Here is a 26,679-nt window from a genome sequence, read left to right as displayed (position 1 = left end):
TGTATTTTAAGGATAATTTAAACTAGGAGGTTTATAATGACTAATCTTACATTCAGACTTTTCCATTACACATCGCTAGCATTGGTTCTTTTATTTCTCATATTAGGGTTTACCTTAAATGGCGCTTTCTTTTATTGGACTCTAATTTTAGTCGGCCTTTATTATCTAATCAGAGGGATAATAACGGCTAAATCAGAACGCCGGAAAAATGGCACATTTATTACAGTTTGTGGAGTAATTATAATTCTTGCCGGTTTATTTACATTGATTGTGCGTTAGAAAGTGTTTGATTCTTCTCAAAAAGTCGGGTTATAAACATCCGGCTTTTTTATTTTTATGTTAAAAACAGCATTTTCCGCTTTGACCTGATCTCTTCAATTGTGATATCAGATGTTCCCTGCTCATGTCATCATAATATTGTTTAATTTTCTTTCTGATATTCTCTTTGTTCAACTTCATCACTCCTTTAATACAGGTCGTTGTTTAAGGGTTATTCTCCACTTCTGGGGAAATAATGGTTCAGGCTGAACTATCGTTTATAGGCTTCATTTAAGTATATAGATAATAACCATATATACTTAACCAAAGGGTAAAGGGTCTGGTTCATCATGAACTACACCTTGCCAGGTTCATAGTGAACCTCACAAATTTCTTTGTTATTTGTCTTGACTTTTCTTTTGATTTTTTGCTTGATTGGTTGAGACTGTGGACAACGGCTGGACAAGTTGTCTGCCTGAATTTGCTTGTAAAAAAAATAAACAAACTCAGGCAGGCGACTGAAACTTGATTGTATATCAACTTGTGGTATCCGTGTGTTCACCCTATTTGCCGTTGGTTATTCTCCAAACAAGCCTACTGTGTCAAGTGTCCCTAACAGGTTCTCAAAGCTCAAATCTGAGCCCTGATACTTATGGCTTGTCCTGCATCGTCAGAAACGATACACCCTTCCTTCGTCAGCACTTAATGGCAGCTTTCGCCTTTCAGATGCATGTGTAAATAGGGAAACACAGAAGGCATCCTATCCTCATTTTTTGCGTCGGCTGAGTCACTACCCTGTCAAGTTTTACGTGTGTTAGCGCATTCCACGGCAGTCTAAGGCTCCATACCGGCGCCTTCGGATTTCAAATGGCACGGTAACATTTCCTTAAAAAAGGCATCACTAAAGACAACACCTTAATTCAGGAGTATAGACTGACTGTATTCAGTTAAATTGAGATTATAGAGGACAAGGATTCCGCTCCCCGTCCTCACTGTCTATTTAATCGTCTGCTTTCCACACCGTGAAGATATCGACATACTCACTCTTACGGAAAGCAATCTCACTGACTTCAGATACCATACATTCAATCACATCAACTGTAGGACATTTCTTGATAATCCACTCTATGATTGAATAAAGATGATCTCTGTAATTGCACGTAAACCTTTCTTTCAACAAATTATTTCTCCTATCATATGCTTTAAATTCATAAGTGGTATATGTGTTTTTCATTTCAGTTATCCCCTTGATTAAATTGTTATGTTTAAATACAATGGGAGTGTACTAACCCATCAGATTAGGAGAGTGCTGGTGACACTCTTCCTAATCACCCAAACCACGCTATGCACAATATGCTTAAAGCTGGTACAACTACGATCAATCCTCCAAATACAACCTGACAGAACCGTTCGTTATGTAAATCCGTCTTATTCATCGTCTTCCACTTCTACCACAGTTGCTTTTTCATCTATGTAAAACACATTGTCTGTGATAGTTGGGATAACTGTTTTACCTCCCCCCATATCCAACATGATATGAGGGAAATCAACGCCCATTTCTCCTGTCTGTTCTAACGCTTCAATTGCATCTTGCTCATCCTTCGCATCAAGTTCAACACAAACCGGTATTGTCATAGCTGTGAAGATTTTGAAACGCTTTTTAGGCTTTCCATCGTCGTATGTTTCAATGAAGTTGTTTTCCTCTTCGAACATTTTTCCTCTGAAGTAATTGAAATGATTCGTCATTTCCTCGATACGCTGTTCGTTTGTGATTGCCCCTAAGCTTGCTACGTTAGTTCCTACAGTATGAAGGTTAATTTGCATCGGTTATTTCCCCTTTAGTAAGTTTTGTTTTTATCAAGAATCTGATAGCCTTCCAGTGTAACAAGCTCCCTATTGTCAATGAGAGCATCCCATAATCGTGTACTGAGCAACTTATCAATTACTGCATTGGTTAAGCTTCTGAGGTTTTTGTATTTGATGTCTTCGGCCAAGAATACTGAATGGATACTGTCGTATTTCCCATCCTTCCTTTTAAGGACTTGATACAGATGTACTTGACCATCTTCGCCAGAAATGGCGAATTGCTTGTAAAACAACATTGCTGGTAAGTCACCCAAATCACTTCTACGAATGATTATGCGTTTCATTTCAAGACCTCCTTTGTGACACCTTTTTGTTGTTGACTTAATCATAAAACAACAACATAAAAGAGTCAACACCTTTTTGTAGTTATTTTTAAAGAAAATCCACTTTTGAATTGCATTTTTTGTTATAATCAAAAAGGAGGTGAAACTGTTGACTAAAATTGTTAAAACAAGACTGAAAGAAATATTAGATGAACGTGGCTTATCTATCAGAGGTTTCGCCTTTGGAAATGACCTTAGATTTGAAACCGTTAGAAGGTTTTACAATAACACTGCTAAACAATACCAACGTGAAACATTGGGCAAGATTTGTGATGCCTTGGATATAGAAATTGAGGACTTACTATACATTACAGACGATGATTCCGAAAAGTCTTAAGCAAAAGTATTGCTTTTATTTTTTTTAAATTCGTTAAACAAAACCATTGAAATATTCGATTGTCCAAATTTCGGACAATCAAAAGTATTGCCATTGCTGTTATACTGTACGGAGAGGTGAGAAGGATGGAAAACAACATGCTTCAAGCGATATTAGATGAGATTAAGAACGTTAATAAAAAGATGGATGAACGCTTTAATGCAGTAGATAAGCGTTTAAATGAAATTGATAAGAAATTAGATCGCATTGAACAAAATGAACCAAAAGAAGTCATATCTATGCTTAAATTGATTAACAAAAATATTGAGCATGATCATAGCTATAATGACAAGAAATTCTCTGGGTTAGAAAGACGTATCCATGATCTTGAAGAGAGATTGAATAACTGAGGAATTCAAATGCGACGACATAAGGGGATGGGATAACATGAGTATCAGTAAGATTAGGAGCCTTTTTTATAAGTCTGCTCGTGTTTTAGGAGACGTACAAGCCGTTAAGAATGGTACGATAGGTAAACGTGTAGCAAGACGAGCTGCAGGAAGAGCAACCAGCAAACTAATGAAAAACATTTTTAAATAGGCAGTATTCCCCCTTCTAAATGTGGTATTCTTTACCTAAACCATAAAGGGGGAAAAATTACATATGAAGAAATTTACGCTTTTTTTTATTGCTCTTATGTGCTTTTCATTAACTGCATGTGGCAGCAATTCAGAATCGTCAAATGATTCGAAACAAAGTAAAACAACAAATACAGCAGTCAACTCTAAAAAAACTGATGACACAGAAACAACTGAACAAGGAGAGAAAAAAACCTTGTCTGTTGTTGGTGACAGTATTGAAGATCCGAGCGTTGGGAAAGTTACATTGGAGTCTCGTAAAGATTTAAACCAGGTTCTTAAAGTTGGTAATCTGAGCATCTATTTAACCGGTGTAAAAGTTTTAACTGTTACAGATATGAACGAGGAATACAAAAATGATCTTACTAATGCACTTAAACAAGATTTAGACAAGTTTACATATGCTCAAATAACCTATACCCTAAAAAACAATGAGGCAGATCAAATTAATTGGTCTGGATTTGAATATGCAGTTGTGGACGGTGTTCAAAAGGATTTAGGCTACAATCGCATGATGCGTTACCCTAATCCTGAAAACATCGAAATCCTTGGAAACTCTTCTCAAGAAAATAGCTTCGTAACGGTTCCTGTAACCACTTCAACAAAGAAAGTTCGTCTAAAGACAGCTGATGTTCTCATAAGCGACAGAAGCAAAGATAACCGATTAACACATGGAAAAGAAATTGAAGTATCAATAAAATAAAAAAAGACCCCTTCACAGTTATTTGTGAGGGGTTTATTTATTGTGTGGTCTATGTTTAGAATTAGCTTCAAGCTCCTTTTTCAAGACCTCTACATCCTGTCTTAAAAACAAGGCTGATCGTCCAATCCTTTTAACTGGTATTATTCTTTCTGTATTAATCAATGCACTCATTCGTTGCTTATTGACGTTCAATATCTCAGCAACTTCAGTAGTGCTAAGGACTTCGGTTTTGATGAAGTCCTCAACCTCCTGGCGACCTCTTAAATGAAACTCCATGTTATTTTCTCCTTAAAATCATGTCTTTAACGATGGCATAAATCGTTAACAAAACCACAATAGCCATTACTGCTGTTGTAAAAGAGTTTGTCCAAAATGAGCGTATGCCAATAGCTGCAACAGACAATAAAATTAATGAAAAGATGAACTTTTGATTTTTCTTCATTTTTTATGCTAGACTGATTATAATGATATTGAGAAGCGAGTTAGTGGCTCGCTTCCCTTATCTCTGGTTAGTCCTTCTTATTTTTCTTCTCGCTATCGTTTGATTGTTGCGCAATCCATCCGATAGAGACGACGTAGAAGATAATTTGAAGGACTTTTATCATATTGTCTAGCATTTCCTCACCTCCTTATACATTTATTATAACACAACTATGTACTTGAGTCTATAGTTAATAAGAAGTTTTTTTCAAATAAATAAAAGAATTCCCTCGAAAATTTCAAGGGAACTATTTATTTACTTAAACCATTTTGCCATACTGACCAGACACATATCGGCGTTTACCGTTATGAATGATCTCCCAGTATCCTTTAGAGTTGTTTGAACCTCTAACAGACCCAGCGATATCAATTGTCTTACCAAGCCCAATTGTACCTACGTTCTTAGCGTTGATACGGTCAGGTTTGTCCATAATAATTGCAGCGTTCGATACACCAACAATTTTGATCTTACCAACCGATTTGATGCCTGAGTTAGTGGTTTTAGAAGGTGCAGAAGATGCTTTCTTTCCAAATGTATCAGTACCATAGCCCTTATAGTTGAATTGAAGATGTGGCTGATCTACAAAGCCTGTCCAATCTCCACCCCATTCAAAGCCAATTGATTTGGCATAAGCAATAAATTTCTTAATATCTGAAGCACCGTAACCATTCCATTTAGTATCAGATTTAGAATAGCCACCAGTTGGCACAAAGTCTAATGCTTGTCCTACAAGGTGGTATGATTTCATTGTCTGTGAAGCACCTTTACGAACGTTCTCACGTTGCTGTGATTCTGAACGAATTGTTTCATAGATAAGTACACCAATTTTGTTTTTCTCTGCGTAGTCCATCAGCTTTTTAGCAGCTGCTTTTGTGTTGTCTGCAAGTTTATTGATATTGTCCATGTTTCTTTTGTAATAATACATTGTCATATTAAATTCCTCCGTTTTAATTAAATTAAAAAGCCCACCGATTACTCAGCAGACTTTTCTTTTTGACTGTCTTCTTCAATTACTTGTAACTTGTCTTTAATGAATCCAGGGACTTTAACTCCCATTTGCGCAAGGTTCTCTATAATAGATAGACCCTCATTAGCTATGTAAAATAAAACAGTTCCAAACACCAAAACGCCATTTAAACTGCAAATTTGATCTATAATATTGGCCAAGATGACAACAACAAAGCTCATGAACTTCCGCACGTATCCAAACCAAGCGTTTCTTGATCTTAATGATTTGTCTTTAACAGCCTTAACTACTCCCGTAAACACATCAATAAAGCTTAGTAGTAGCAGCAAATCAAGATATTTTACACCCCCAAATAAATAGGCTTTTGCGATTTCCAAAGTCTCAATATTCAACACCAATTCAATTCCTTTCATTTAGTTATCACCCCCTTTTAGGGCAAAATAAAAACACCTATTCGCTTACAGGTGCTGTTTCCTTAGTATCGGACTCCTGGTTTACTGTGTCAGTCCCAACAGATCCGTCAGTTTCCCCAGCAGTCCCTTCTGAGGGAGGTGAATCTTTGCTATATTCATCCCCCGTAATCTCCTTGTATTGTTCAGGTGTAATCCGTTTTCCTACAACATCAAATACTTGTTTCTTAGTCCATAACTTCTTTTCATAGAAATACTTGATATCCGAAAACCAGTCAATCATGTTTAACCTCCCATAGCTACCAAATAATATAGATTTGCAACCTTCTCAGCCAGCACTTCAGTTTCACTCGGTTCAGGAGGAAGTGGCTTTAAACTGTCAATGTATTCTTGAGTTGCAGACTCAAACCATTGTTCTTTTTTAACATCAAATTTAGCCCTATAAAATGAAACCGGTTCAACTTTAGTACAGTTTTCCGGAATCACATAATTACCTTCTTCATCCGGCTCAATCGTAATTGGTTTGGTTAAAATGAAATTTTCATCGTATTCATAAACCTGAATCATGCTGTCCCTCCATCCTGTAAGCCCACGACTACATCAAGATAATACCCTCCACCTGCTTTGCTTGAGTCAGCAGGATCTTGGTACTTTATTTTTAAATCTCCAGTATCATAAATGATTAAATTGGCTGTGCCACCTGTTCCACTTAATGGCACAGTATAAACACCCCCACCGAATGGTACGTATTCTACCGGAATTGAGCCGAACATAACTTCTGGTTCAGTTCTGACATGACCCCTTAAAATTAGAAATGCTCCCCATTTTGCGTACATTGGTGTTCGTGTCCCTGCTGTAGCCCCATTCTTTAGCATGATGTTGGCATATGTGACAGCTCCGTTCCATTTCTTACGCTCAGCATCAGAGGTATGTCGGATTTGATTAAAACTATGTGCAGTGAACTGTTGTAACAATTCTTCCATTTTAGCTTTGAAATCTGATGTGAACTGTTGAAGTAGCTCCCCTACTTTATCCTTAAATGACTTATTCACATGAATTTCCTCATCATTCACATGTGTATCAAATTCACTTTTAGGAGCTTGCTGAACGTTATCAACCTTATCAAGTCCGAGCTGTGCAGCAGTAACCTTGTGTGGGTTTGAGGTATCTGAGGTGTGTTTGTCAAAATCCGTTTTCTTTGCTTGAACGTCATTAGTTACGGCTGATAACCCTATTTGTGCTTTTGTTACACCATGTGGGTTTTTCTTGTCATTCAAATGATTATCAAGGTTCGCTTGAACAGCATCTGCCTTTTCTTGAGCACCCTGTTTTGTTTCGATGTTCTCCAAGTCTTCAAACTTCTTCTTTAAATCGTCAAGCGTTTGAATGGTTGAATCATAAATCTCAGTAACCTTTGCTTTCAATGTCTCAAAATCATCAATGTAGTATTCGCCCAATGGTGCAATATCTTGATCCATTAAGCTTTGTGTTACTTCAAAGCCAAACTTATGAGCAGACATAGCTTGTTTGTTGCTATAAACCAGGACTAACTCACATTGAAACAATCCATACATCTTGATTTCATCTTCATCAAGAACATATTCAGCAATTCCATTTACTTTATCAACCAATGTAACGTCCCGTACTCTTTTCTTACCATTGGCAGGAACAAGGATTACTTTCCCTGTCACTGCTGATAATGGTAATGGCGCATCATCTTTACGCAAATTAAAAATCAGCTTTGCTGTTCCAACATCTTGAGTTGAAAACTTGAAAGCTGATCTATACGTACCTTGTGAAACTGTATTAATGTCAAACGTATATGCTGATTTCTTATAAATCGTTATTACCTCCTTATCTAATAAATGCTATTGCTACACCATATCCCTTATTAGAATCATACGGCTGCTTAATTTTCATGACTGTTAATCCCGTGTTGTCATCTGATTTGGATCCTTTGCCATTCTTAGCTATAATCTTATCACCTTCTTGAACAGTATCATCAATACGTACATGTATCTGTCCAATAAGACCAACAATATGCCACTCATCACGCTCCTGTCGTGAAGTGTAGTCTAATTCAGGGTCATAGTCCGGATTTGGCTTAGGAAGGCTTTTCTTTTCAGTTTTTATGTTTCCATCCTTATCTGTGTATTCAACTTCAGTTTCTTCATAGATCAATCCACCGAAATCATTTCTTAGGTATCTGTCATTCCAATAAAACTCAGCGCTACCTAATACAACACCCGCTGTTTCAGAAATAACCCCTAGAATCTCATCACCTTTTAAAGCCTTGCGAATCTTATCTCCTTCAAGGGTTACAAGGTATCCACTCTCAATCTTTTTGCCATCTGTAGATTCAAAATACTCAGCGTAGTCTTTGAAGTTTGAAGCACTTTCAACACGACCAACACCTAAGATATTGCCGTTTTGTGAGTCTATTTCCCATTTAGTATTAGCTGTAGATGCTTTACCTGTTCCATATCCTCCCCTAATGCTATAACTGTTGTTATTCTTAACAGCTTGGGAAGCTACAACCATTCTTGATGAGCCATCACCTTCAGTGTGACAGTTATTTGAGGCAATAACAGCTTGCCTTGATGCTTCTGTTGAAGATCCACCAGAGGACGCAATAACTGCATTACGTGGGCCTTTTGTTTTACAACCACCTGTTGTAGCAATGATAGCACTCGTACTGTCTAATGGGTGCCCTGAAGTGGATGCAGCTCTAAAGCCACCTTTAACATTGTTTGGTACAACAGAATACTTTTCACCGCCAAAAATAGCTGCGTCAGTATATCCGTAGGCTCTGACAAACAACAAATTTGCTTGCGTATTCGGGGATGTGATACCGGTTGTGCCGCCCTTTGTATGTAGGAGAGCATTTGATAAGTTAATATTGTACACACCACCACCAAGAACAACACCGACTGGAGCTGAATCTTGAATCACTAGATTACTAATCATTACATCATCAGTTCTTTGATCTCCACCTACTACGTGTAAATCACAGTCTGCTTTTGCGAACCCTGTTATAGTCATACCATTGACTGTAATCTTACGGCTTTTAAATTGGAAGGACACAATTGGATTGTCTTTATAGTCATAATCAGGATCTCCATAAGCCCTGAAGCCATGAATATCTACCCGTTGATATGCGGACACGTCTAATGCCCTTGGGGTAACACCCTCATACAAGCTATTGAATACAGGCTGAAATGCTGTACAGTCTACTAATGCTACGTCTCTTGCAGTATCACTCCATGGATCCTCTGCTTTGTGATGTCCTATATGCCTCAAATCATAGGAACGTACGTCACGAACAGAAACATGACTGATAATATGGATGTTTCTTGATGCTGGCCATTCTGTATGAGCCTTAACTTCTACACCTCTAATGTTTCCAGATGTAAAGTTCCCCGTTAACCATACATTTTTAGAACCATCATCAACTTCAATCCCATTTGAGTTAGACGATCCCTTATCATGTGCTTCACCTGATGGATTGATACAGTGACAGTTATTAATGAAAATGTATTCGCTATAGTGAGTCGTAATCCCATCGTCACCATAATTGGAAGCTCTACAATTATCTATCCAGACATATTTACATCCTTGTGCTGTGTAATCAGGCTCCTTGGCTGCGTCATGATTATAAGACGGAGCTGTAATATCAAAACCATGTAAGCCCGCATTAATTGAATTACAATTCTTAATCCACAAGTATTTAGTATTGGCAAATGTTACACAGCTTGATTGTATTCCGCCTTGTGCTCTTAATCCGCCTTGTCGGTCTTTATTCCAGTCAAACGTAATCCCCTTTACATAGATACCCTCGTTCCCTGCTTGATGATCTCTATTTGTAAGCAATATTGCTCCAGCTGGGGCATCATCAGGCATTTTGAGATAAGTGATATCTTCTCCTTTACCAATCAAACGACAGTTAGAAGGAACTTCAATTTGACCAACATATGTACCAGGAGAAAAATGGACTTCAACATTTCCTTCACCAATTGCATCTTTAAATGCTTGCGTACAGTCTGTAACACCATCAGGAACAGCCCCAAAATCATCAACATGGACAATTCTATCTAACTTCTTTTTATAATAATTGGCATCATAAACAAATCTCCCTGAAGCTGTAGCAAAAGTCTTTCCATCAATAGCTGAAACCCTCAAATCAATAAGCTCATTTATGTTATGGTTGTCACTATTTAGAATGAGGTTGTCAATTCTTGATGTGTCATACTTCAGTTTATCAGATACAGTAAATGCTCCATAAGCGATTTGGTCGGCTGCATGGGCTCCCCTCGTCTTTGCGTGGACTTTTAAAGCGTTCAAGCTTTGATTAATTCCTATTTCGGTCAATCTGGCATTTTCATCTAATATTGAAAACATTTTTGATGTTGGATTGACTCCATGATTCTTATTTAAATAAACCAATAATTATTTCACCTCTATTTTTGTCCCACAATCAGGATTTTCACTTTTGAATCACTAGGCACTTCAGTTGGTTCTATTAATTTCCCGCTCTGGTAAAAAGTCATGTTAAACTTAGAACCATCTTCGTCATCAATAGATATTGAAACACCTTTTTCCTTTAAAATTGATGAGGGTTCACAGGACACATACGTTACATCATAATCCTCATCAGTATTTAAAGTTAGAAGCTTAGAAGACAACGACAAATAACCTTCACCTGAAATAAGCTCCCATTGACCATTAATGAATTGAATGGTATATGAAAAAGCTTCTCTTTCTGGTGAAGGCGTGTTGTGTATCTGTTCAACCTGTGCTTTAATAACCGATAATTGTGAATCAATATAGTTTTTGTTGTTGTTAATATACCTTTGCTGCTCTTTAAGTCGCTTCTTATCCTCTATTTGCCTGTCTTCCGGATCTTGTTCCCCACCATTGAAAGTAAGTTCTGCGCCTTCAGACAAATCTAAAGGATTGTAACTCATCCCTGTAACACGTATACTGTCCTCAAAAACAATACCGCTTTGAACATCTGCAAAAACTTGAATAGTGTCTCCTTTAATAATTTCATCTTCAATTCCTTCTAAAACAGTGTTAATGTATTCATCATAAGTTAAATTATAGCTTACGTTTGCATATGGATTGACTTTCTTTGCGAGTAATTTTTCCATGTCTTCTTTGTTAGTTATTGTGTCGTCGATTACATCTTCAGCCCAAGAAGGCTTACCTTCAATTAAGTAATCTTTTTCCTCAGGGTGTATGTATACTACAGGAGGGAAAACGTATTTTTCATCATCGTTCTTAAAAGACCTATAAACAGTAATGATATCCCCACGCAACAGGTACATTATTGGATCAGTTTTTTTTGTGTTAGGGTTGGCTGTATCCCTTCCTTTGAATGTGGCTGTAACTTTATAGTCTTTACTGTCCAAACCTCGGATAATATCAAATTCTTGTTCTGTTGGGTTGGCATCTTTTTTATAAACAGAAATCGTTTTAGTTATGTCCCCTATTTTGAACTCCCATTTACCTCCCATTTTAGAAACAAGAGTTCTAAATTTAAATCCTGTACCATTAAACGAAAATGTAAACGTAGCTCCTTTTTTCTTGGTGTAGTCTCCTTTTAAGGAATCGTCATACTCCCAGCTACCAGTTTTAGAGCTATATGTTATTGATTGATCACCTAAGATATCTTTATCTTCCTTCAATTTCCCAAACCCTTTAACCCTGGTTGTTGTATCATCTTCATTTACTGTGAATTGAAAGGTTTTCATATTGGAAGCTGAATCAAATTTTTTATTAATCACCCTGCCCATTTTTTTGTAGACATAGATAGTCGTGTTATCAGCATCTATTTCAATTCCATATGTGTTTATGATGTCATCCATGAGTTCAAGTGAAGATTTAGAACCGAAATTCTCAAGTTTTTGGGAAGCAATATCCTTTGCATCATCCATTAAAATAAATTTGAATCCACTATCCTTTAAAGCGAAAGATAGAGCTTCATTTAGACTCTTTTTCCCTTGTATTGTACTTGCGATACGGTTCTTTCTTAAACGAAAAACATAGATATGAGTAGCTGTGACTTCTTTGGTGTATACATCACCTTCCACCTTAGGAGTTACACTATTGATAAAATAGCGCTGAGATTTATGTTTTACTTCGTCTACAACAATGAAGTTCCTCCCAACCAAGGCGTTGAACGGTATCAAATTGTTTTCATCTTGTTCAATTGTAAAGGAGATATCCTTTTTACCGTTAATGTCATCATTGAGTTTGGGATCAACATAACAAATTTCATATGATTTGTTTGTCAACCTGTCCAAGACAAACATTTGATTTATCTTGATCACCTCCTAAAGGTAATAAAAATGTGTTATGAATCTAATATCAGAATATGAAGCGTTCTTAATCGTGAAGACATTTCTTCCGGGCTCCAACGGAGGGAACCTCCCATTCTTGGTAGTAACTATAGTCGATCCATTTAAAACGTAATGTTCAAAAAGACTTAATTTATTTTTTTTGGATTGACTGCCTACAAGGGTTACACTTGTTCCATTTGTTTCATTAGCAATAATAATGTCTTTACCTTCTAAATACATTTCAACGTTGTATTTAAAATTCATTGGATCTAATGTCTCGTCTCCAAGGTTATAGACAATGAATTTGTTTTTATTCTTAAATTTATAGATTGGATCATCAACAAGTTCAACATTCATCCCAATATCCCAATGCTTATCAATTAAATTTATGTTTTGAGAAGTATTGTAAAGTGATTCTGAGAGACCTTGAATTGCCGTTAGTGTGATATCTACTGTTGCCCAAGGTTTATCCTCTTCCTGAACAACTGAAAACGTATCATCACATACAACCAACCATCTTTTATTTGGCTCGTAAGTGTGCCCTACATAATAGGGATCTTTTCTTTTAAATAATCTGAACAAATCTCCCCTCAACAGGTAAAATTGTTCTGAATTACTTACTGAGATATTTAATCTCACAGTTATCTTTCGTTCTTTGAATCTTCCTCTGTTGTTTTTCTTCGGCGTAATAATACCATTACGGAGAGGATGAGTCTTTGTTTTCCTTTCAAAGTCAGCTGATTCAGGTCTAAATGAGCTAAGTGAGACACCTCCAAGGCGCTCACTTAAAAACTTCTCATCTATAATAAGATCATATTCTTCCATCAATTCACCCCTGCTAACAGTGCTTTTCTTCCATATCGTTTATTTGACCTTTGATCCATTTTCTTACCAATGGATTGTTCAAAATCAATCGCAACATTTATCCCCTCTTTAATAGAGTTATAAATACCTTTAAGGTAATTGATTTGTTGTTTAAGTTGATTTATCTGAACATCTTGTCTGCTTGTTATTGATTCAATCGAAGGTATACGGGGAGTATTAGAGGACGTATCTAGGCCTAAATCTTTACCTGCTTGTGCCCAGATTCCAATGTTTCGCTCTCTATATTTCGGATCGCTTGTAATTATGTGTTCATCGTAACCACGTTCATTTAACATCGCCAACTTAGAACCGCCTGTTCCGGGTGAAGTTCCTCCTGATTCATATCCAACGTAACCTCCACCCTTGGCCATTGATTTAAGTCCAGGATGATTCATAATTCCGCCATATCTACTGTTGGTATAGTTAATTGCGGCAAGCACTTGGTGAACAGGATTCTTAATGTTTCCATATCCAGGCTCTTTATGAGCATTAAAGGTACTTGGGATGAATTGCATTAACCCTTGTGACGGGTGTCCGGCTTTGGCGTTGCTGTCCCATAAGTTAATTGAATTAGGGTTGCCGCCTGATTCTTGCATTGCTATCGTTTCTAAAGCACCTGCAAATTGAGAACCTAATCCTTTGATTTTCAATGCTTCAGCTACCCATTTCTTAACTGCAGCTGTACCACCACCACCTAAAAATGTCCCGACTGTATCCATTAAACTGTCTATACCTGTTTTAGCTAGACCGCCTATTGCTTTTAATGGACTGCCGCTTATTTTTGTAAACCAATCAGGAACAATACTGTCTGCAATACCAAACATTCCGGCTGCCTTATCCCATAGAAAACCAGCGCCTTTCATAATCCAGTCAAAATATTGCCCTATCCCACCTTCATACCCAGGGAAACCATGGCTTTTTAGAAGTCGCTCTGTTTGTTTATTCGGTAGGACTGAAGTACCTGGGTTTAAGTTACGGAGCTCTGATCCTTTATTCCCTGATAGATATGTACCGACACCTGGTTCATGAATGAGCTCTCGCCCTTTCTCACCAACAATCGCTAAACCCCCAGAGTGACCCCTATTTGATGTACCACGAGCATAAGCACCCTTTTGAGCACCGCCTAATGAACGACCGGCTGTTTTAGGTGCTGATTTCTTAGACTCTTTTGGCTTTTCGGATTTATCTTCGCCAGAGAAAATTCCTTTAATCCAGCTCCATGCCGATCCAACCTTATCCATCATCATGTCCCAACCGTTTTTAACATCCCCAGTTTCCTCATCAATTTCATTAGCATGTTCTCCAGCTTGTGCTTTAGCTTCTTTAACTACTTTCTTATGCATATCTTTAGCGGCCTTAACAGAGCCGTCACGTTGCTTCTTAGCTTCCTTGATCATCTTATCTGCCTGTTCTTTGCTTATTGATCCAGTCTCATCTCGCTCTCGGATAATGGCAGCGACAGTTTTATCATATTTCTTTTCAGCTTCTTTAACGGATCCATCACGGGCTTTAATACTATTTTTGATAGTATCTGCAGCTTGACGAGCTGTGATATTAGATGATTCATTTTTCAATTTACCAAGAATGGCTTTTTGTTCAACTTCACTCTTACTCATCGTTTTAACAGCAGTTGTCATCATTTTGTTTTGAATAGAATTAATTTTCACTTGTTCAGCCTTAGTTAATGATCGTTTTTCATTGCTTGCCTTATTTAAAATTGACTGAATTTGCTTTTGGTTTTTATCTACTTCTTTTGTCTGCTGACTTTGCTTTTGTTTAACATTGTTTAGGATTGACTCTTGTTCTTTTTTACTCAATGATTTACTGGATGCCAAAAACGTTCCCAAAGCTTTATAGCTTTGATCTCCTTTAGTTTTAATGCTTGTTTTGATTTTGTCTCCCATTTGATCAAAGTTTTTCGTGATATTGTCAGCTGCTTCCTTGGATACTTTTTGACCTGACCAATTCAACTGATTTAATTGTTCCGTGGCTTTATCGTTTAGATTTTTGTATGCAAGAACAGACTTTGTTGTGGATTCAGATACCTTATTACCGAAACTGTCCAGCGTAGGTATAGTATCTTTTTGCATATGTTCATTGAGCTTTATACCAGCTTCAGTTAATAATGTAACACCAGTTATCGCTAAACCAACAGGGCCACCTAATGCACCAAAACCAAGCCTTAATAAACTAGCTCCTCTTGCAACTCCACCTAAACCACTTACTAGCCCTAGTGCTTTTCCTCCTAATCCACCAAATTTTCCGGCTGTTTGTGCAGCTTCTCCTGCCAGTCCTGATGCTGCTTGAGTAGCAGTTTTTGCTTTTCCACCAAATCCAGTAAGATGAGTAGCGGACTTTTTCGCGTTTTCTCCAAAACCAAATAAGCTTTTACCGCCCTGAATAATTTCGGGTAAAAACGTTGTTGCTATACCTAAGACAGCTCCCCACTTACCGCCAAAAATAGTCATTGCTCCACCAGCTAAAAGTGAAGCACCTCTTAATTTCCCCATGCCTTTTGTGGCGCCATTGATTCGGGCATTTGCTCTTTCAACTCTGGATCCAGTTACAGTTGCAGCAGTTCCCAAGGCAGTCATTGAAGCGCTGGTAGTTGCTGATTGAGCACGATAACGCCCCATAGCAGCAATACCATTACTCATAGCGCCTGTAATGCTTCCTACCCCTCTTATCACTGCACCCAACGCAATTGTAAGAGGAGGAACGACAGCTGCTAACCCAGCAATGGCTATAACACTATTACGGCCAGCAGGAGATAGCCCATTCATCCAGTCGGTAAATTTATGAACTGCATCTGACGCAACTTTAAAGCCTGGTTCAATTGTATCCAACATAACTTCGCCTAATGGAACCAAGGATGCTTGGAGCTCCCTAAAATCTTTGGCGGCACGATCACTCAAGCTACTTTTTAATGCTTTACCTGCCTTGTCTGTAGCACCTTCCACATTATTAAAGCTGTCAGTAACCTTAGCTAATGCAGATACACCTTTTTGTCCCAAGTCTTCAAATTGAGTTCCCATGATGGCTTGACCAAGCGTGTATGCCTTACTTTTGTTAGACATGCTATCAATATCTTTCATAATAGACGTAAATACTTCGTCTCCGCCTTTACCCGTCTTCTTAAATTCTTTGTAAAGGTTTTGAGTATGCTTGGACAAAGATTTCATTGCATCACCAGCAGAACCGTCAGATAAACGTATGTTCATTTCTTTAACTAAGTCACCGACTTTATCTAACTGAAATGCACCTGTTTCTGCTCCTGCTTGAAAGATTGAGAACATTTTATTAACTGAGAAATCCGCTGCGGCAAATTGATTTGAATATTCATTAATTGAGTCTAGGAACTCATCAGAATAATTCAACCCCCGTTGAAAACCTGTTGTAATAAAATCCATTGATTTGTCTACAGATAAGTTGTCAAAAGAGTTCTGCATTGAATTGATAGCCTTTGTGATGTCATTTCCTTCTTCATCAAAAGTCTCGGAAATCACCATCGTATTTTTGGCAACCTCTTTTGTTGTCTCAACTGAAGCCTTTTTTAAGGATTCAATATTATGTCTAACGTTTACAATTGCTGTTTCAGCATCATGCGTACTTTCTCCAAAACCTTGTGTCCAAATATTATTTGCAGCTTTCGAAACTTCCTTAGCTTCTTCACTTGTTAGCCCTAAAGCTGCTTGTATTCTCCCTGTAGATTTTTCAACATCACTTGCAGTTTTTATAGCTACTGCCCCAAGTGTTGTTAAAGGTGCTGTTAATCCAACAGAAGCTACCTTACCAACCTTACTTAAATTATCCCCAAGTTTATTTGCACTGTCTGAAAAATCACTTAGTGCTGCGGAAGTTTTCTTCCATTGAGATTGTTGATATTGTAATTCAGCAGTTGTGTCCTTTAACTGTCTTCCTAACTTGTTATAACGTGCTTGTGCAGTATTTAAAGCAGCTGCAGCTCGTAACGTTTCTTCTGAATGCTCACCTTGCGTTTTTACTAATTCATCGTATCTTGCACGCAATTGTTGAACTTTTTGCCCCTGAAGCTGATACATCTTTCCCAGGTTTTCTTGCTTAGCTTTAAGCCCATCTAATGAGTTGCCAAAATCAGCAGTCTGGGAAGCAGTAAGCGTTAATTCACTTCTTACTGCAGCCATAGCTGCATTGATACCTTTTGCTCCTTGGATAACACCTGTACCATCCATACCGACTGTAGCTACGAAACTTACTAATTCCTCTCTGTTTGCCACGCTTCCACCTCCCTAGAATACTTGATCAATCGGCACCTTTTTAACACTCTTCCATTTCTTTTTCCTTTGTTCAACTGGATCATTTTTCTTGTCTAAAAACTCAATGTAATCATATAGGAATTTGTAGTCCATTCTATGTAAACCTTCAATAGTTGATCCTTTACTCTCTACAAGAAGATCAGTAATTTCAAGCACTTGTTCTATTTGTTCATCAATGGTTAATTGTTTTGGTTTGTTTCCATTGCCTTTGCTATCAACTTTCCCAATTCATCAGCCTGCTTTGATTCCATTTCTTTAATTTCCTCACGTGTTGGATGATTTAATAGTCCAACATAAATAATGTCATAAAAAGTGTCTTTTGCTGTTAGAGCATTAAACCCTTTCTTTAATTCATCTTTTGTAAACTGCTTATCAAATGCCGCTGTGATGAGGGAAAAACGTTTATCAAGTAATTTGTCCATTTCTTCAACGTCATTAGCGTTTACCGTCGCAGCATACTTTTCTAATTCTAAGGCTTTTTTATGCAAAGTCAGTGGTACAAAATCCTGTGTAAATTCTTTATCTTCACCATTAATTCTCAATTTAATTTCAATCATCAAGTTTCCTCCTAATTAAAGAAGGCACCTCTATAAAAAGGTGCCATGAATATTTATTCTTGTGGTTCAATTATGTCTTCAGTTTTATCGAGTGAAGGGGCTTCAATTGCCCCTGTATCAGGGAGTAGTAGTCTTTTCATCTAATTTTTCCAGATCAAATACTTGATCAAAGAAAATTGGTGCAAATTGTGTAGCAAAATCTGCATCATCTGAGTCACCAACAATTTTAAATACTTTGTCATGCTTTCTGTTGACAAACGTACCTTCGATGTCAACTTCTTGGAATTCGGCTTTATCATTTCCTGTTTTCCATTCATCAGATGGTACAGTAAACTTCCCTTTAGTTAACCATACAAGACGCTCATTCCCATTTTCCTTGGTTCCTTTAAATCCAATAGCAACATATGGAGAGATAGCATTTGCTTTGTAAGCAATCACTCCTTTTTTCAATTCAAGCCCTAAAATATCTGCTAACACATCCTGTGGAATCGCAGTGGTACCCATTGTCACCTTAGTATCCCCTGTTTTTTGTTGAACAGCATGAGTTCCATTATCTGCCCATTGTGTAGCAATATCCACTGAGGTATCAACCTTAATATTTTGAAACGGACAAAATGGTTTCACTTCACCATATGTTGGTTTTGCTGATTTTTCATCTGTGATAAGTTTTGCATAAACTAAATCTTCTGCGCCTACAATTGAACTTGTAGTATATGTAGTGTTTGTAGCCATTATTTTTCCTCCTGCAATTTTACTTTTGCTATGTAAGTCATCGCTTTGCGATAAGCGCCTGTGTTTTCCTCATAAAAAGGAGTCACCCCTGTTCGTTTGAACTTGAGTGACTTCATTAATTCATCTATTGCTGTTTGAATAGATGCAATATCGTCCAATGTCCAAAAATCAACTTGCATACTAATATCACTAGCTATAGCTTTATTATCTGTGTAATCGTCATTTATGTTATTTAACTCACAAACTCTTATGTATGGATAAGACATAGGATTTCCTTCTGAATCTTCATCAGGAACAGTCTGCCTATAAATCCTGCCTCCTACTAAATCAGTAACAGCTTTGTCACTCTCAAGTGCCGACATCACTATTACTTCCATATCAATCATAGCCCCAGCCCCTTCAATAATTCTTGCCGCATTGCTTCTCTGATTTCCCCTTTAGCTTTTTCCATGGATCTCGACATAAAGGGGTTAGGCGGTTGTTTGGATGTGCCTTTTTCAATAAACTTGGCTCTCCAGTTAGTGTCTTTACCTGGAGCAATAGCAACTTGACGTTTTCCGCCTACCACCTCTACATCAAATACTTCGATATCATCCCTTATGTGCATGTGATTAATATCAGATACAGGAACTTCACTTTTCATTGATTTCTTTGCGACGTTCCCACCAGCGAGTAAGACATTTTCCTCTACACTGTCGTACCTGTATCCAATTTCTTTTATCTTTTTCTCAATGTCCATATCACCTTCAATTCGTAAGAATGCACTCATTAGATCACTTCCTTGCATTGAAGCATGATACTTTTCTTAGTTTTCAGATCAGGCTTTACTAATTCAATTGTGTACATAATGCCTTCAAACTCAACTTCATATCCACTTTTGATTTCGACATTTCTTATGTAAGGTATCTTAAAAAGAGTTGCATACTCCAAATGAGCAGCGGCCGCTTGGAAGAACATTTTAGCTGAGGTATCAATAACTTCAGCCCATGTTTTCGTTAGGAACTCTGTGATTTTTGTTGGCAGTTTTGTCTTTGGATCTTTTTGATTTAGAACTTTATAAATAGATATTCTTGTATTAAACGTCGCTGGATTCATCTTCTTCACCACCACAAATTGCAGATTGAATAATTAAGGGGGTTATTGATGCTAACGCTTGCCCCATACTTTTTTCAGTCACTCTATATTCTGCAAAAATGCCAGCCACAAGGATGGTTAGATACTCATCCCCGTGACCATCAGCGTTTTTTGTGTATTTTTCAGCTGCATTTAAATAAAACGAAAGAAGATCATCCTCGTCTTCATGTTCAATTTTAAGATGTCGCTTTAATTTATCCAGCAGCCTGTGCATCAGCGTTCAACTCCATTTTGTAAACGGAAGGTTCAAATGGAGAATAAACAAGTTGACCATCATTTAGATTCCAGATTTTAAATCCGATGTGGTTTGTATCTGAATATTTTTCAACTAGTTTAGTAATTTCCATTGTGCCAATAACATCTTGAATGTGGAAATCAGAGAAATCACCAAAATACAAACGTGAAACATCAGGAGTATCACCGTCTACATAATCAGAAACCTCCACAGGGAATCCAATTAAACGATAACCAAACCCATTTTCAATACCTTGATCTGTACGGAGTAGAGGGAATCCATCTGGAGTTTTCAATGTTTCAATATCTGTTAATGCTGCACGGTTAATCAACCAGCGGGCATTCTTAAGCTTCTCAGTCGGTACTGTATTTTTGATCTTGACAAATTTATTGTACATGTCAGTTTCAGTTGTTTTGAAATCAACTGCTTTATTTATTAATGATCCTGGATTGTCAGTTGCGCTAAACATAAACTCTGCTTCTTTACGAACATACATCTTCTTAAGTTCATCAATAACAACTTTTTCAACAGGCATATCTGTCATTTGAAGGAGCTTCTTGGTAACAATAATTAGAGCGTCTGTTTCGGAAGGGTTTAGGTAAACCTCATCAAAGCCAATATCTGATTCCGGAATTGGATTATCAAGCTTACGTTCATCTTTATGTCTAGAAGCTGTCCCTTTCTTAACAAGGATTGGGAAACCTTGACGACCTTTTGTAGTATGAGTAGTTCCTAATCTCCGTAACGGATTTTCTTGTTGTGCATATGTAATGATCTCTTTAGCAAGAAACTCTGGAACTAAGATGTTACCAGCACCATTTTCAATTCCTAGTGCACGGGCTTCGGCTGGACTAATTCTATCCAGTAATAGGTTTGCAAATGCTTTACGCTGTTCTTGTTCTTTAACACTTTTACGCTTTTCTGTTGTTAAACCCTTCATAATATTACCAACCATAGCATCACGTTTTTCTCCTGATAAAACACCGCTACGTTGTTCTTCATCTCCCTTACTTTTTTGTTCTTGTTGTTCAGATTGCTCAGTTTCTTCTTTACCTTCATCTTTTTGTTCATCATCACCAGTTAGTTTATCTAACTCAGCTTTAACACTTTGCAATTCGGCAGTTAAATCTTCAATTTCTTTCTCTAGAGCTTCAACAGCTGATTCTTCAACCTTGTCTCCTTCTAAATCTGAACGAATTTCCTGCATTCTTGCTTCAATTGTTTCTTTTCGTCTTTTTAGGATTTCTGTTAATTTCATTAATTTGTTGCCTCCTGTATTGTTTGGATTAATTTTTGTTTTTTCTTTCGTAGTTCATGATCTTTCTTAGCTTTTTGATAAATTTCTTCCCCTGAACGGAGGTGTGCTTCAGTATCTTCATAAGCTGGGATTGCTACAACGCTAATTTCAAATAGTTCAACTTCCTTTATAGTCCTTACGTTTGGTTGGGATTCGTAATCCCACTCCTCGCTAACAATATTGAAGCCAAAACTACATTGATTGATATCACCCCTCTCCATACTCTTTTTCAAATCCGAAACCCATTGAGTATCTGGAGGTGTCACTGTAAATTTAAGACCTTTTTCATCTTCTTCAAGTGATAAAGTCCCGCTCCTAGTACGTCCAAGAACGTAGTCCCAGTTATGATTAAACAACGCTCTGACATCTGATTGATTAGACAAAGCTTTTGAAAACGCTCCAGGAGCTATAACCTCAGTAAAATAACCCCCGATATCTGCAGGGCTATTAAAAACAGCCCCATAACCAGTAATCTGTGGGGCTGTTTCTCCTTCATTATTTTGTTGTCTTATTTCCAGCCCATTAATTTGAAAGGTTCTCTGTTCCTTCTTCAGAATTTTCACCTCCTTCCAAGGCTGATTCAGTTACTTTTTCTAACTTGTCAAGTCCGATTAAATCTTTACTTATGTAAAGCTTACTTGACTCTTCAGTTCCTAATCGTTCGAATCCAATCATTTCCCTCGAATCATCAGGAGTAGCAATTGAAGTTCGAACTAAATTGTAAGCAATATCAGTTTTCTGCTTCATTCCAACGTAATCAAGCAAGTTATGCTTAAATTTCACTTTCAAATTGCTGTCTTTACCGAACAAAAGTATGCTTAAGTGTTCCTCAAAGTTTTTAAATATCGGTTTTAGGCAACTATTAAATAATTTCATCATTGCTTGTTCCATATCTTTTTGTTCCAGCTTGTCCAACAAATCAATATCAAGTCCAAAGTATTTGCCCAAGTCCTTTTTATAGACGTTTAGATATTTTAAAATCTTTTCATCATCAACCGGAGACTCTAATGCTTGAATGTCATACCCTTTTCCAAGTGGAATCAACTTTGTTTTATTCGATGTAGGGATCTCTTCTAATTGGTTAAGAATAGCTTTAACTGTTTTATTCTGCATGGTATTTGTTGGAGTTAAATGAGCATCTAATTTAAGCAAAAATGCAATTAGACCGCCCTTCTTATACTTTTCAGTTAATGCACCTTCAGCATTCATTACACCTTCAAGTGTTTCTTTAGCTAATTCAAGAAGACCAACCCCATTAAGATGATTCAACCCAATATTTTTAATGTGACGAATCATGTAATTTGGGATTATTGAACCTGAATATGAAAAACATTCTGTTCCTGCTGCTGTTAATTCATATTGTGTGCCTTCCAGTATATGAAGTTGGTTTTTTTGGTCATCATAGAATGGAAATACGTCTCCTCTAAGTAAATACACATTGGTCAGAAGCTTTTTAAATTCAAATCCCGTTAAATAGTCGTTAGGATTATTAAGAGCTATTAGAGCCTTTTGACTTCTCCAATCGTTCACCGGCTTACCTGTATACTTATCCTCAACAATAAAGTCTGTCATGGCAATTTGATCACTAATTAATTTCATTAGGTTATAGGTATCTGATGACTTTAAAATGTTGTCATCGTTAAGAAAATGCCCGTAGGTGAAGTAACTGCTTCCTTGTATATCGAAGCTACGTTTATTGCTAATTTTATTTAGAAAATTTCTTATTAAACCCACTAATTCACCTCCTTATCTATAAAGGTCGTCTAACATTTCGTCGTATTCGTCTTCATTAAAATCTGTAAGCATCATCATGGTTTCTTTGTGAGCTGCAAGGAATGCAGAAAAACCATCTATTTTATTTTTACTCTGTTTTTTAGAAGGTCGTTTAAGTCCTTGAGAGTTCTTATCAGCAACTACATTTTCGGTGCAATATACAAATAACGGGTTATCTGTTTTAATCCTCTCTTCATACATTAGAACTTCAACATCATCAAACGGTGAATTTAATACTGTTGAATATTGTTTAACTTCAACACATTCGACTCCCTCGTTCTCCAAGGCCTCAACTAGTTTCTCAGATAACGCAGGGTCTAAATTCACCTGAAGAACTTCATAATTTCTTGTACATTCTATTATGAAATCTTTAACCATATCCTGATCAATGGTTTTACCAGGGCACAACGTTAAAAATCCCTTTTCGACCATTTGGCGATAAGGAATTCCTTCTAGCTTCTCTCTAGCTTCTAAATTATGCTCTGGAAGAAAATACATTTGCTTAACCTTTAGAATGGATTTTCCGCTTGAGTCATGCGTTGGGATATTGATTGAAACACAGGTTAAGTCAGTAGTCCTGGCCAAGTCTATACCTAATACAGCTTGTTCACCAGACAAGTCGCCTAAATCAGTGATAAGTTCTCCTTTATCATCTTCAATCATTCGTTGAACGATATCCTTTTCAAAATATGTTCCAGTTGTTCTTACAAAAATGTTCAGATACTTTGACAGAAATTCATCCTTCCGCTCAGCGCTCATCTGTGCTGTTTTAAACTCACTTTCTACAAAGGTCGGTTGAACACTAATTCCCCAGTTTGGATTTACTTTTTCCCAAACCTTACGATCATCCCACTTATCACCTTTATCAGGCTCTGTTATGTAAGTGAAATAAGACACATCTTCATCCTCTTCAGATTTATTGGTAAGCAAGCTTTTAGCATAATCATAAATCTGTAAACCAACTGAAGTCGTACCTTTACCGGCAGTTGAAATTATAAACATGAGTGGCTGTAAGCGTGAGCCCATTCCAGATTTCAATACGTCATACATATCTGCATTGTTTTGGGCGTGTACTTCATCGAGGAGAACAAAGTGAGGGTTCTTACCGTCTAACCCTTGAGTATTTTTAGACAGAGGAAGAAGACTATTTTCAAATTTCTTGTTATCAATCATGTATCTGTAATAAATAGCATTCACATGACCTTTTGGCCCTTTGTAAATCTGAGTATTCAATTTAAGATCAGGGCTGTTCTCAATTGTCGCAGCAATTTGTTTGGCAGCAATGTTAGCTTGCTCGGAATCAGTCGCAGCTGTAAAACACTCAGCACCTACTTCACCATCTGCATACATAGCATAAGTAGCAGCTCCTGCAGCTAAAACAGTTTTCCCATTCTTACGAGGAATTTGAACATACACCGTTCTAACAGCCCTAACAATATTTCCGAATTCATCTTTTCTATAAAAACCATAAATGTTTGTGAAGATGAATTTCTGCCATAATTCTAATTCAATTGGCTTTCCCGCTAAATTACCTTTAGAATGCTTACAGAATGTTTCTACAAAATCCATAACTTTGTTAGCTTCATCAATATCTAACCATATGTCTGACCTTTTTTTCATTCTCTCATAGCGTTCAATTACCTTAATTACTGATTTGCAATGTCTTTTTTTATTCTTCATGACATAGTCAACATACAAATCAGCGTAGTTCACACCCTTTTCAATCACTTATCAGACCTCCATTTCTTGTTGTAATTATGGAAGCCTTCTGACCTTTTTTGTTTATTAGCATCATCAGTATTCTTATTTTGAATCTTGGGTGTCAGTGATAGCTGTTCTAACAATTTTGCCTTTTTATCATTCCAATCTTTAACCTGCTGTGCTAATGGATGCTTCATTTCATTGGTAGCTCCTGCTTTATTCGTATGAACAGAAGTAGCAGGAAACCCTTCATCACGCCATTCTTCATACATTTGCGTGTAAATAACATGAGCATCCAGATAAGTTTCAATTAAAGAATTGAACTTAACAATGGATGCTCCCTCTTCTTCCAATATAGGCACTATTCTTTTTTTCTCTTCTAATCGTATCTTGTTTAGTTTTTTTGTTCTTGCTGATTTTTGCTGTGGCGTTAGCTCATTCAAACTGACACCCCCCTTACAAATTTTTCACCTTTCGATACACAAGACTCCCCCTACGATATCCCCAAACTAAAAAAATTTTTGAAAAATGGATGGGGGGGGTTTAATTTTCGTTTCGTTTTCAATCTTCGCATGACATTTTGGACAAAGGAGAATTAAATTTTCCTCATCTAGTTTTAAACTCGGATCCTCTGATATTGGAACAACATGATGAACGTGTGCACTCTTTCCATAAGTGAATTTCTTACACTCTCTGCATCTAGCTCCATCACGTTGATAAATGTAATCCCTCATCCCTCGCCAAGCATCTGTCCTATAGAATGACTTATTAGCTGATTGGAACTTACCTTGTCTCTTCTTTTTTCTTTGATGATCCTTACAGTAATAGCTCCCATCTATAGCTAAGTTAACACAGCCATCTCTAATACAGTATCTCACTTTTCATCATCATTCTTTTCTTCATTCTTTTTAGTGTCATTCTTTTTAGCATCATCTTTCTTCTTCCCTGGTTTAGGATTAGTGTTATTCTCAACAAACACACTGGCTTTCTTCTTACTATCCCAAACTAATTTGCCATGCGCTGTTTCAATTGTTACTTCACCTTTCGCTCCAAACTTTACACCCATTATTATTACACTCCTTTCCTTTTAGCTTGAATTCTTTGTCGCTTTCTCTTTGAAATCACATCTTCGTATGAATAACCATCAGTATTATTTAGGTGTTTTCTATCTAAAAACAATAGCTCACCAAGTCCATACTTACTATCATCAAACTTCGGTGGGAAGTAAGACGTAGTGAAATCAAACTTAATACATGCTGCTCGTACAAAGTCTAAGCTCTCATCCAACTTCTTCTCAAGCATCTCTTTTCTTTTATTCATCTCTTCAAGCTCTTTCTTAATTCTAGGTACATTTTCCTCAAGCTCATAGCAAGCAACATCAAAAACTTTTTCTCTGAGTAAGTCCTTCCCCATTATTCAACCACTCCTTTATTAGTTCTCTTGTTATCAGCATATAGATCATAATAATAAACACCATCACGCTTACTCTTCTCTATTGCATTCTGAGTTGCTATATCAACGAGAATGGCTATCTCACTATCTGACAATCTATTAGTTTGGTTCTCGTACTCTAATCTTACATATCCATCATCACCGAACTTAGTAGCAAGTGAATCCTTAAATTTCTTTTCATTGAAGTTCACATTAATTCCAATCTCAATGAATGAATAGTTTTGTTCAATTGCTTCTAGCCGCATCTTCACGTCTTCCATTGCTTCATTGAAGTTGCTTAGTGTTTGAGATGCTTGTGTTGTATCAACAGTGATTCCCAAATGATTTGTCTTCAAG

General features: G+C 37.0%; 31 protein-coding genes. 4 read left to right on the top strand and 27 right to left on the bottom strand.

The genetic code is table 11. The features are described from left to right. Window positions 1–36: 36 nt before the first annotated feature. Window positions 37–279, top strand: coding sequence for a hypothetical protein (locus ACQE26_RS14325; RefSeq protein WP_060962611.1), 243 nt, complete (start codon window positions 37–39; stop codon window positions 277–279). Window positions 280–1,686: 1,407 nt separating this feature from the next. On the opposite strand, the gene ACQE26_RS14320 is transcribed toward ACQE26_RS14325, so the two are convergent. Together ACQE26_RS14320 and ACQE26_RS14315 are read right to left on the bottom strand one after the other, a co-directional pair. Further along, complete coding sequence (locus tag ACQE26_RS14320; RefSeq protein WP_060962609.1) at window positions 1,687–2,082, bottom strand: hypothetical protein; 396 nt, start codon at window positions 2,080–2,082, stop codon at window positions 1,687–1,689. Between the two features lie 14 nt (window positions 2,083–2,096). Beyond that, window positions 2,097–2,408, bottom strand: a complete 312-nt coding sequence (locus ACQE26_RS14315) for a hypothetical protein (protein ID WP_060962608.1) — start codon at window positions 2,406–2,408, stop codon at window positions 2,097–2,099. A 148-nt stretch (window positions 2,409–2,556) separates the two neighbouring features. On the opposite strand from ACQE26_RS14315, the gene ACQE26_RS14310 reads away from it, so the two are divergent. From ACQE26_RS14310 to ACQE26_RS14300, 3 genes are all read left to right on the top strand, one after another. Continuing rightward, the gene (locus ACQE26_RS14310; protein ID WP_060962607.1) at window positions 2,557–2,784 is read left to right on the top strand and encodes a helix-turn-helix domain-containing protein; all 228 of its coding nucleotides are present in this window, start codon (window positions 2,557–2,559) and stop codon (window positions 2,782–2,784) included. 125 nt (window positions 2,785–2,909) lie between these two features. Further along, window positions 2,910–3,173 (top strand): hypothetical protein, encoded by a 264-nt coding sequence (locus ACQE26_RS14305; RefSeq protein WP_060962606.1) that lies wholly within the window; start codon window positions 2,910–2,912, stop codon window positions 3,171–3,173. Between the two features lie 253 nt (window positions 3,174–3,426). Beyond that, on the top strand, window positions 3,427–4,104 hold the full coding sequence (locus ACQE26_RS14300) for a hypothetical protein (protein WP_060962605.1): 678 nt from the start codon (window positions 3,427–3,429) through the stop codon (window positions 4,102–4,104). Window positions 4,105–4,137: 33 nt separating this feature from the next. On the opposite strand, the gene ACQE26_RS14295 is transcribed toward ACQE26_RS14300, so the two are convergent. From ACQE26_RS14295 to ACQE26_RS14175, 25 genes are all read right to left on the bottom strand, one after another. Beyond that, entirely contained in the window at window positions 4,138–4,380 is a 243-nt protein-coding gene (locus tag ACQE26_RS14295) for a helix-turn-helix domain-containing protein (RefSeq protein ID WP_060962604.1), read from the bottom strand. Between the two features lie 464 nt (window positions 4,381–4,844). Beyond that, a complete protein-coding gene (locus ACQE26_RS14290) occupies window positions 4,845–5,516 on the bottom strand; it encodes a M15 family metallopeptidase (RefSeq protein ID WP_060962603.1) in 672 nt (223 codons plus the stop codon). 41 nt (window positions 5,517–5,557) lie between these two features. After that, the gene (locus ACQE26_RS14285; protein ID WP_014305660.1) at window positions 5,558–5,965 is read right to left on the bottom strand and encodes a phage holin family protein; all 408 of its coding nucleotides are present in this window, start codon (window positions 5,963–5,965) and stop codon (window positions 5,558–5,560) included. Between the two features lie 37 nt (window positions 5,966–6,002). Further along, on the bottom strand, window positions 6,003–6,245 hold the full coding sequence (locus ACQE26_RS14280) for an XkdX family protein (protein WP_060962602.1): 243 nt from the start codon (window positions 6,243–6,245) through the stop codon (window positions 6,003–6,005). 2 nt (window positions 6,246–6,247) lie between these two features. After that, complete coding sequence (locus ACQE26_RS14275; RefSeq protein WP_014305662.1) at window positions 6,248–6,529, bottom strand: YomQ N-terminal domain-containing protein; 282 nt, start codon at window positions 6,527–6,529, stop codon at window positions 6,248–6,250. Continuing rightward, a complete protein-coding gene (locus ACQE26_RS14270; RefSeq protein ID WP_158509240.1) occupies window positions 6,526–7,809 on the bottom strand; it encodes a BppU family phage baseplate upper protein in 1,284 nt (427 codons plus the stop codon). Before ACQE26_RS14270 ends, ACQE26_RS14275 begins: the two co-directional genes overlap by 4 nt. Window positions 7,810–7,816: 7 nt before the next feature. Then, window positions 7,817–10,405 carry a peptidase G2 autoproteolytic cleavage domain-containing protein gene (locus ACQE26_RS14265; protein WP_060962600.1) on the bottom strand — a complete coding sequence of 863 codons (2,589 nt, stop codon included), beginning with the start codon at window positions 10,403–10,405 and terminating at the stop codon, window positions 7,817–7,819. Between the two features lie 14 nt (window positions 10,406–10,419). Continuing rightward, entirely contained in the window at window positions 10,420–12,276 is a 1,857-nt protein-coding gene (locus ACQE26_RS14260) for a phage tail protein (RefSeq protein WP_235588393.1), read from the bottom strand. 21 nt (window positions 12,277–12,297) lie between these two features. After that, the gene (locus tag ACQE26_RS14255) at window positions 12,298–13,128 is read right to left on the bottom strand and encodes a phage tail domain-containing protein (protein WP_060962599.1); all 831 of its coding nucleotides are present in this window, start codon (window positions 13,126–13,128) and stop codon (window positions 12,298–12,300) included. After that, complete coding sequence (locus ACQE26_RS14250) at window positions 13,128–17,423, bottom strand: transglycosylase SLT domain-containing protein (protein WP_060962598.1); 4,296 nt, start codon at window positions 17,421–17,423, stop codon at window positions 13,128–13,130. Before ACQE26_RS14250 ends, ACQE26_RS14255 begins: the two co-directional genes overlap by 1 nt. Window positions 17,424–17,641: 218 nt before the next feature. Next, window positions 17,642–18,019 carry a phage tail assembly chaperone G gene (gpG, locus tag ACQE26_RS14245; RefSeq protein WP_022553671.1) on the bottom strand — a complete coding sequence of 126 codons (378 nt, stop codon included), beginning with the start codon at window positions 18,017–18,019 and terminating at the stop codon, window positions 17,642–17,644. 117 nt (window positions 18,020–18,136) lie between these two features. Further along, on the bottom strand, window positions 18,137–18,751 hold the full coding sequence (locus ACQE26_RS14240; RefSeq protein ID WP_060962597.1) for a major tail protein: 615 nt from the start codon (window positions 18,749–18,751) through the stop codon (window positions 18,137–18,139). Then, entirely contained in the window at window positions 18,751–19,137 is a 387-nt protein-coding gene (gene gp17, locus ACQE26_RS14235; RefSeq protein WP_060962596.1) for a tail completion protein gp17, read from the bottom strand. Before gp17 ends, ACQE26_RS14240 begins: the two co-directional genes overlap by 1 nt. Continuing rightward, window positions 19,134–19,520 carry an HK97-gp10 family putative phage morphogenesis protein gene (locus ACQE26_RS14230; protein WP_060962595.1) on the bottom strand — a complete coding sequence of 129 codons (387 nt, stop codon included), beginning with the start codon at window positions 19,518–19,520 and terminating at the stop codon, window positions 19,134–19,136. The genes gp17 and ACQE26_RS14230 overlap by 4 nt, the downstream gene beginning before the upstream one ends. After that, on the bottom strand, window positions 19,520–19,846 hold the full coding sequence (locus ACQE26_RS14225; protein WP_060962594.1) for a phage head closure protein: 327 nt from the start codon (window positions 19,844–19,846) through the stop codon (window positions 19,520–19,522). The genes ACQE26_RS14230 and ACQE26_RS14225 overlap by 1 nt, the downstream gene beginning before the upstream one ends. Continuing rightward, window positions 19,827–20,099, bottom strand: coding sequence for a head-tail connector protein (locus ACQE26_RS14220; protein WP_041482598.1), 273 nt, complete (start codon window positions 20,097–20,099; stop codon window positions 19,827–19,829). The genes ACQE26_RS14225 and ACQE26_RS14220 overlap by 20 nt, the downstream gene beginning before the upstream one ends. Continuing rightward, entirely contained in the window at window positions 20,080–21,378 is a 1,299-nt protein-coding gene (locus ACQE26_RS14215; protein ID WP_060962593.1) for a phage major capsid protein, read from the bottom strand. Before ACQE26_RS14215 ends, ACQE26_RS14220 begins: the two co-directional genes overlap by 20 nt. After that, window positions 21,378–21,980 carry an HK97 family phage prohead protease gene (locus tag ACQE26_RS14210; RefSeq protein WP_060962592.1) on the bottom strand — a complete coding sequence of 201 codons (603 nt, stop codon included), beginning with the start codon at window positions 21,978–21,980 and terminating at the stop codon, window positions 21,378–21,380. The genes ACQE26_RS14215 and ACQE26_RS14210 overlap by 1 nt, the downstream gene beginning before the upstream one ends. Continuing rightward, window positions 21,940–23,151: a phage portal protein gene (locus ACQE26_RS14205; RefSeq protein WP_060962591.1), complete on the bottom strand. Its 1,212-nt coding sequence runs from the start codon at window positions 23,149–23,151 to the stop codon at window positions 21,940–21,942. Before ACQE26_RS14205 ends, ACQE26_RS14210 begins: the two co-directional genes overlap by 41 nt. A 12-nt stretch (window positions 23,152–23,163) precedes the next feature. After that, on the bottom strand, window positions 23,164–24,870 hold the full coding sequence (locus ACQE26_RS14200; protein WP_060965033.1) for a terminase large subunit: 1,707 nt from the start codon (window positions 24,868–24,870) through the stop codon (window positions 23,164–23,166). 44 nt (window positions 24,871–24,914) lie between these two features. After that, window positions 24,915–25,334: a P27 family phage terminase small subunit gene (locus ACQE26_RS14195; RefSeq protein ID WP_060962590.1), complete on the bottom strand. Its 420-nt coding sequence runs from the start codon at window positions 25,332–25,334 to the stop codon at window positions 24,915–24,917. Window positions 25,335–25,400: 66 nt separating this feature from the next. Beyond that, window positions 25,401–25,625, bottom strand: coding sequence for an HNH endonuclease (locus tag ACQE26_RS14190; RefSeq protein ID WP_500471494.1), 225 nt, complete (start codon window positions 25,623–25,625; stop codon window positions 25,401–25,403). Window positions 25,626–25,765: 140 nt separating this feature from the next. Next, window positions 25,766–25,957, bottom strand: a complete 192-nt coding sequence (locus tag ACQE26_RS14185; protein ID WP_060962588.1) for a hypothetical protein — start codon at window positions 25,955–25,957, stop codon at window positions 25,766–25,768. A 5-nt stretch (window positions 25,958–25,962) separates the two neighbouring features. Next, entirely contained in the window at window positions 25,963–26,304 is a 342-nt protein-coding gene (locus tag ACQE26_RS14180; protein WP_060962587.1) for a hypothetical protein, read from the bottom strand. Then, the gene (locus tag ACQE26_RS14175; RefSeq protein WP_060962586.1) at window positions 26,304–26,678 is read right to left on the bottom strand and encodes a hypothetical protein; all 375 of its coding nucleotides are present in this window, start codon (window positions 26,676–26,678) and stop codon (window positions 26,304–26,306) included. The genes ACQE26_RS14180 and ACQE26_RS14175 overlap by 1 nt, the downstream gene beginning before the upstream one ends. Window position 26,679 lies beyond the last annotated feature (1 nt).

It is taken from the genome of Bacillus sp. 5RYD7K, from assembly GCF_059831465.1.
The sequence above is the reverse complement of the archived record's forward strand: the minus strand, read 5'-3'. Positions and strand labels throughout refer to the sequence as shown.

What these genes read in the sequence shown, in the direction of transcription:
- ACQE26_RS14260 (WP_235588393.1), bottom strand. Translation starts at nt 12,276, where the DNA reads ATGTTTGTCTTGGACAGGTTGACAAACAAATCATATGAAATTTGTTAT.
- ACQE26_RS14295 (WP_060962604.1), bottom strand. Translation starts at nt 4,380, where the DNA reads ATGGAGTTTCATTTAAGAGGTCGCCAGGAGGTTGAGGACTTCATCAAA.
- ACQE26_RS14215 (WP_060962593.1), bottom strand. Translation starts at nt 21,378, where the DNA reads ATGAAATTAACAGAAATCCTAAAAAGACGAAAAGAAACAATTGAAGCA.
- gpG (WP_022553671.1), bottom strand. Translation starts at nt 18,019, where the DNA reads ATGATTGAAATTAAATTGAGAATTAATGGTGAAGATAAAGAATTTACA.
- ACQE26_RS14185 (WP_060962588.1), bottom strand. Translation starts at nt 25,957, where the DNA reads ATGGGTGTAAAGTTTGGAGCGAAAGGTGAAGTAACAATTGAAACAGCG.
- ACQE26_RS14305 (WP_060962606.1), top strand. Translation starts at nt 2,910, where the DNA reads ATGGAAAACAACATGCTTCAAGCGATATTAGATGAGATTAAGAACGTT.
- ACQE26_RS14325 (WP_060962611.1), top strand. Translation starts at nt 37, where the DNA reads ATGACTAATCTTACATTCAGACTTTTCCATTACACATCGCTAGCATTG.
- ACQE26_RS14315 (WP_060962608.1), bottom strand. Translation starts at nt 2,408, where the DNA reads ATGAAACGCATAATCATTCGTAGAAGTGATTTGGGTGACTTACCAGCA.
- ACQE26_RS14280 (WP_060962602.1), bottom strand. Translation starts at nt 6,245, where the DNA reads ATGATTGACTGGTTTTCGGATATCAAGTATTTCTATGAAAAGAAGTTA.
- ACQE26_RS14320 (WP_060962609.1), bottom strand. Translation starts at nt 2,082, where the DNA reads ATGCAAATTAACCTTCATACTGTAGGAACTAACGTAGCAAGCTTAGGG.
- ACQE26_RS14285 (WP_014305660.1), bottom strand. Translation starts at nt 5,965, where the DNA reads ATGAAAGGAATTGAATTGGTGTTGAATATTGAGACTTTGGAAATCGCA.
- ACQE26_RS14300 (WP_060962605.1), top strand. Translation starts at nt 3,427, where the DNA reads ATGAAGAAATTTACGCTTTTTTTTATTGCTCTTATGTGCTTTTCATTA.
- ACQE26_RS14275 (WP_014305662.1), bottom strand. Translation starts at nt 6,529, where the DNA reads ATGATTCAGGTTTATGAATACGATGAAAATTTCATTTTAACCAAACCA.
- ACQE26_RS14240 (WP_060962597.1), bottom strand. Translation starts at nt 18,751, where the DNA reads ATGGCTACAAACACTACATATACTACAAGTTCAATTGTAGGCGCAGAA.
- ACQE26_RS14290 (WP_060962603.1), bottom strand. Translation starts at nt 5,516, where the DNA reads ATGACAATGTATTATTACAAAAGAAACATGGACAATATCAATAAACTT.
- ACQE26_RS14255 (WP_060962599.1), bottom strand. Translation starts at nt 13,128, where the DNA reads ATGGAAGAATATGATCTTATTATAGATGAGAAGTTTTTAAGTGAGCGC.
- ACQE26_RS14200 (WP_060965033.1), bottom strand. Translation starts at nt 24,870, where the DNA reads ATGAAGAATAAAAAAAGACATTGCAAATCAGTAATTAAGGTAATTGAA.
- ACQE26_RS14190 (WP_500471494.1), bottom strand. Translation starts at nt 25,625, where the DNA reads ATGAGGGATTACATTTATCAACGTGATGGAGCTAGATGCAGAGAGTGT.
- ACQE26_RS14230 (WP_060962595.1), bottom strand. Translation starts at nt 19,520, where the DNA reads ATGAGTGCATTCTTACGAATTGAAGGTGATATGGACATTGAGAAAAAG.
- ACQE26_RS14180 (WP_060962587.1), bottom strand. Translation starts at nt 26,304, where the DNA reads ATGGGGAAGGACTTACTCAGAGAAAAAGTTTTTGATGTTGCTTGCTAT.
- ACQE26_RS14220 (WP_041482598.1), bottom strand. Translation starts at nt 20,099, where the DNA reads ATGCACAGGCTGCTGGATAAATTAAAGCGACATCTTAAAATTGAACAT.
- ACQE26_RS14225 (WP_060962594.1), bottom strand. Translation starts at nt 19,846, where the DNA reads ATGAATCCAGCGACGTTTAATACAAGAATATCTATTTATAAAGTTCTA.
- gp17 (WP_060962596.1), bottom strand. Translation starts at nt 19,137, where the DNA reads ATGATTGATATGGAAGTAATAGTGATGTCGGCACTTGAGAGTGACAAA.